This is a genomic window from Bradyrhizobium sp. STM 3809 (assembly GCF_000239795.1).
Taxonomy (GTDB): domain Bacteria; phylum Pseudomonadota; class Alphaproteobacteria; order Rhizobiales; family Xanthobacteraceae; genus Bradyrhizobium.
Window position 1 is genome coordinate 1 of the sequence record NZ_CAFJ01000346.1, and the last position, 4,177, is coordinate 4,177.

A 4,177-nucleotide genomic window follows, 5' to 3' on the forward strand; every position below is an offset into this window, starting at 1 on the left:
CCGGCCTGCTGCAGCGCTGCCAGCTCGCGGTCCGGCAGGCCGAGCGGAATGACGGCGATGCCGCGCAGCCGCTCGCTGTTGGCGCGCAACGTGTCGAGCAGGAGGCTGTTGTCGGTGCCGTGGACGCTGACCTGGACCAGCACGCCATAGGTCATGCCGATGGCGCCGAGCATCGCCAGATAGGACGCCGCGGTGGCTTCCGGCGGCGTGTAGCTGCGCGCGGCCACGAAGGGATGGCGCGGCGGCACGCCGATGACATGGGCGTGGGTGTCGACCGCGCCCGGCGGCACGACGAAGCGGGTGGGCCCGCGCGGATGCGGATCGGGTCCTGCGCAGGCGGGAGCCCGATCCGTTGCGGACTCCATCTCACGCATCGGCATGGAGCACCTTGCCGCGCGTCTCGGGCAGCGCGTAGGCCGCGACGAAGAACAGCGCATAGGCGAACAGGGCGAACAGGCAGATCGCTGTCGCGAGCGACGTCATCTGCGACAGATAGCCGACCAGGAACGGAAACAGCGCGCCGATGCCGCGGCCGAAATTGTAGCAGAAGCCCTGGCCGGAGCCGCGCAAGCGCGTGGGATAGAGCTCGGTCAGGAACGCGCCCATGCCGGAGAAATAGCCCGAGGCGAAGAAGCCGAGCGGAAAGCCGAGCAGCCACAGCAGTTCGTTCGACAGCGGCAGCTGGGTGTAGGCGGCGACGACGATCATGGCGCCGAGCGAGAACACCAGGAACAGGTTGCGCCGGCCGAAACGGTCCGCATACCAAGCGCCGACGAGATAGCCGATGAAGGACCCGATGATGAGCGCGGCGAGATAGCCCGTGGAGCTCACGATCGAGAGCTTGCGCTCGGTGGTGAGAAAGCGCGGCACCCAGAAGGTGATCGCGTAGTAGCCGCCCTGGCAGCCGGTCGCCACCAGCGAGGCGAGGATGGTGGTCTTCAGGATCGGTCCCTGGAAGATCTCCAGGATCGACGGGCTGTCGCCGGCGGCCGCGACCTTGGCGCGGGCGGCGGCGGCGACCTCCGGCTCCCTGACATAGGCGCGCAGATACAGCACCAGCAGCGCCGGCAGGGCCCCGATCGCGAACATCCACCGCCACGCCTGATCGGCCGGCAGCAGCGAGAACAAGGCAGCCTGCGCCAGCACCGCGAGGCCCCAGCCGACGGCCCAGCCGGACTGCACGCTGCCGACGGCGCGGCCGCGATATTCGGCGCGAATGGTCTCGCCCATCAGCACGGCGCCGGCCGCCCATTCACCGCCGAAGCCGAGCCCGAGCAGGGCGCGGAGCACCAGCAATTGCTCGAAGTTCTGCGCGAACGCGCACATGAGCGAGAACAGCGAGAACCAGATGATGGTGAATTGCAGCGTTCTGACACGGCCGATGCGGTCGGCAAGATAGCCCGCGGCCCAGCCGCCGAAGGCCGAGGCGAGCAAGGTCACGGTGCCGGCGAGGCCCGCGGTGCCGGCATCGACCTTCCACAGCGCGATGATCGTGCCGATCACCAGCGGGTAGATCATGAAGTCCATGCCGTCGAGCGCCCAGCCTGTGGCGCAGGCCCAGAAGGTGCGCCGTTCGGCAGCGGTCATGCCATTGTAGAAGCCCGTGAGGCTCGTGTCCTCGATCGGCACCATCGTGTCTGCGGATGTCGACATTCCAGCCTCCCATGCGCCGCTCTTGTTAAACGGTCGATCCCGGAGAGATTGCTCTGAAAGACGCCGCGGCGTCTGTCAGAAAATCCGCCCGGACCGAATCCGTCCCCGCTTGTTTGTCAGAAAATCCCCCGTCGTCCGGGCTGCAGGCCGCGATCGCGTGCCCTCTGGCCGACGAAGCGGGCCGGGTCGTTGCGGCAATCGTCAATTATTACCCGGGTGATATTTACAACAGGTATTTTATCCGGGTATATATCCTTGGAAGGACCAGGGAGCTCGAACAGCAATGACCAGCACGTTCCACCTCGTTTGCGGCGCGACCGGCGCCGGCAAGACCACCTACGCGCGCGACCTCGTCAGCCGCTGCCACGGGGTTCATTTCTCGATCGACGAGTGGATGATGGAGCTGTTCGCCAGCGATCAGCCTGAACCGCCGCGCTTCGACTGGATCGCCGAGCGGGTCGGGCGCTGCGAACGGCAGATCGGGCGGATGGCCACCCGCTGCGCGCAGGCCGGCGTCGCGCCGGTGCTCGACCTGTCGTTCCTGCGTACGAGCAGCCGCGCGAGCTTCGCCGCCCTGGCGCGGCAATCCGGGTTCGATGTCACGCTGCATTTTCTCGACGTCCCAGCCGACGAACGATGGCGGCGCGTCAGCTCCCGCAACGAGACGCGCGGCGACACCTTCTCGCTCACCGTCACGCGTCCGATGTTCGACTTCATCGAAAGCATCTGGGAGCCCCCGACAGCGGCGGAGATGAGCGCTCATCAGGGCGTCTACGCCTCGCGCGCGCAGCATGCTTGTTCGCCGTGAGGGCCATTGGAGTTATGGTGACGCTGACGAAGAGGCGGTCGGATCACCGCACGAGGACAAGGAAACGAGCCGTGTTGGACCGGATGCTCGGCTGGGCCCTGATTGCTCTGCTGCTCTTTGCTGCTCCTGTGCGCGCGCAGTCCGTGCCGCCGGCCGAGGGGCCGATCACCTGCAGCTCTCCGGTATCGGTCGCCGATTCCGCCAAGAGCCTGCTGCAGCGCTACGGCGAGGAGGCGGTGATCGACAAGGAGCTGTTCACCGGGGTGGAGGACATCACCTATGAAGGCGTCGTGCTGCTGCCGCGCTCGCCGGAGTGGCGCATCGAGATCGGCTTCGCCGACGAGACCATGCAGCGGGTGTCGCGGCTGACCCTGATCGACGCCAAGACGAGCCACTGGAATGTCGCCGGCGTCACGCTCGGCGCGACGCTGGCCGAGGTGCAGAAGATCAACGGCCGGCCGTTTCTGATGCGCGAGTTCTTCACCGACGGCGGCGGCTTCGTCGTGGACTGGAAAGGCGGCGCACTGGACCGTCCGTTGCCGGGCGGCTGCGGGATCTCGGTGCGGTTCGGCAAGGGCAGGGAGGACGGCGCTCCCGCAGGCGACCGAATTTCGTCCCGCAACCCGCAGGCCCGCAAATGGGCACCGGTCGTCGAGCAGATCGTGGTGTATTTTCCGGACAAATGATGCGGCTGACAGTCTGGGCAGCCGGGCCTCATGGTTCGAGACGGCGCGCGATTGTCTGTTGTTTGATCCCGCGACGTGATCGGCGCGCGCCTCCTCACCATGAGGGGTTGATGCCAAGCGTGGTGCTGCACATGGGCCGTGAGAAGCGTGCTCGTTGCAAGGGGAAGCTGTCGACCCGCGGCGAGACGCAAGGAATGCTCCGGGCGAGCTCTCGCCCCTCATCCTGAGGAGCTTGGCGCAGCCAAGCGTCTCGAAGGACGAGGCCCGTGATCGCTCCGCACCCGATACCGCGTGCCGCCAAACGAAAAGGCGCCCCGCGAGGGGCGCCTTCGTGATCCGCCGATCGGTCGGGCTGCTTAGCCCGAGTAGTACATGTCGAACTCGACCGGGTGCGGGGTCATTTCGAAGCGCGCGACCTCGGTCATCTTCAGCTCGATGTAGCTGTCGATGAAGTCGTCGTCGAACACGCCGCCGGCCTTGAGGAAGGCGCGGTCCTTGTCGAGGTTCTCGAGCGCCTCGCGGAGCGAACCGCAGACGGTCGGGATCTGCTTCAGCTCTTCCTTCGGCAGGTCGTAGAGGTCCTTGTCCATCGCCGGACCCGGATCCATCTTGTTCTTGATGCCGTCGAGGCCGGCCATCAGCATCGCGGCGAAGCCGAGATACGGGTTGGCGAGCGGATCGGGGAAGCGGACCTCGACGCGCTTGGCCTTCGGCGAGGAGGTGTAGGGGATGCGGCACGAGGCCGAGCGGTTGCGCGCGGAGTAGGCGAGCAGCACCGGCGCCTCATAGCCCGGGACCAGACGCTTGTAGGAGTTGGTCGACGGGTTGGTGAAGGCGTTGATGGCCTTGGCGTGCTTGATGATGCCGGCGATGTAGGACAGGCAGGTCTCCGACAGGTCGGAGTACTTGTTGCCCGCGAACACCGGCTTGCCGTCCTTCCAGATCGACTGGTGGACGTGCATGCCCGAGCCGTTGTCGCCGTACACCGGCTTCGGCATGAAGGTGGCGGTCTTGCCGTAGATGTGCGCGA

At 66.6% G+C, this 4,177-nt stretch carries 5 protein-coding genes; 2 read left to right on the forward strand and 3 right to left on the reverse strand.

Features of this window, described 5'->3' with window-relative positions; all coding sequences use genetic code 11:
- Both BRAS3809_RS18650 and BRAS3809_RS18655 read right to left on the reverse strand, forming a co-directional pair.
- Nucleotides 1-365 (reverse strand): amidohydrolase family protein (locus BRAS3809_RS18650; RefSeq protein ID WP_035656799.1); only part of this gene is annotated, 365 nt, incomplete at its 3' end.
- Between the two features lies 1 nt (nt 366).
- A complete protein-coding gene (locus BRAS3809_RS18655; RefSeq protein WP_008963630.1) occupies nt 367-1,653 on the reverse strand; it encodes an MFS transporter in 1,287 nt (428 codons plus the stop codon).
- 283 nt (nt 1,654-1,936) lie between these two features.
- Here BRAS3809_RS18655 and BRAS3809_RS18660 point away from each other — a divergent pair, with 283 nt between their 5' ends.
- Together BRAS3809_RS18660 and BRAS3809_RS18665 are read left to right on the forward strand one after the other, a co-directional pair.
- Nucleotides 1,937-2,461: a P-loop nucleotide/nucleoside kinase family protein gene (locus BRAS3809_RS18660; protein ID WP_008963632.1), complete on the forward strand. Its 525-nt coding sequence runs from the start codon at nt 1,937-1,939 to the stop codon at nt 2,459-2,461.
- A gap of 71 nt (nt 2,462-2,532) precedes the next feature.
- Nucleotides 2,533-3,147, forward strand: a complete 615-nt coding sequence (locus BRAS3809_RS18665; RefSeq protein ID WP_008963633.1) for a hypothetical protein — start codon at nt 2,533-2,535, stop codon at nt 3,145-3,147.
- A 356-nt stretch (nt 3,148-3,503) separates the two neighbouring features.
- Here BRAS3809_RS18665 and BRAS3809_RS18670 read toward each other — a convergent pair.
- On the reverse strand, nt 3,504-4,177 hold a 674-nt coding region (locus BRAS3809_RS18670; RefSeq protein ID WP_035656797.1), incomplete at its 5' end, for a glutamine synthetase.

What these genes read in the sequence shown, in the direction of transcription:
- BRAS3809_RS18655 (WP_008963630.1), bottom strand. Translation starts at nt 1,653, where the DNA reads ATGTCGACATCCGCAGACACGATGGTGCCGATCGAGGACACGAGCCTC.
- BRAS3809_RS18660 (WP_008963632.1), top strand. Translation starts at nt 1,937, where the DNA reads ATGACCAGCACGTTCCACCTCGTTTGCGGCGCGACCGGCGCCGGCAAG.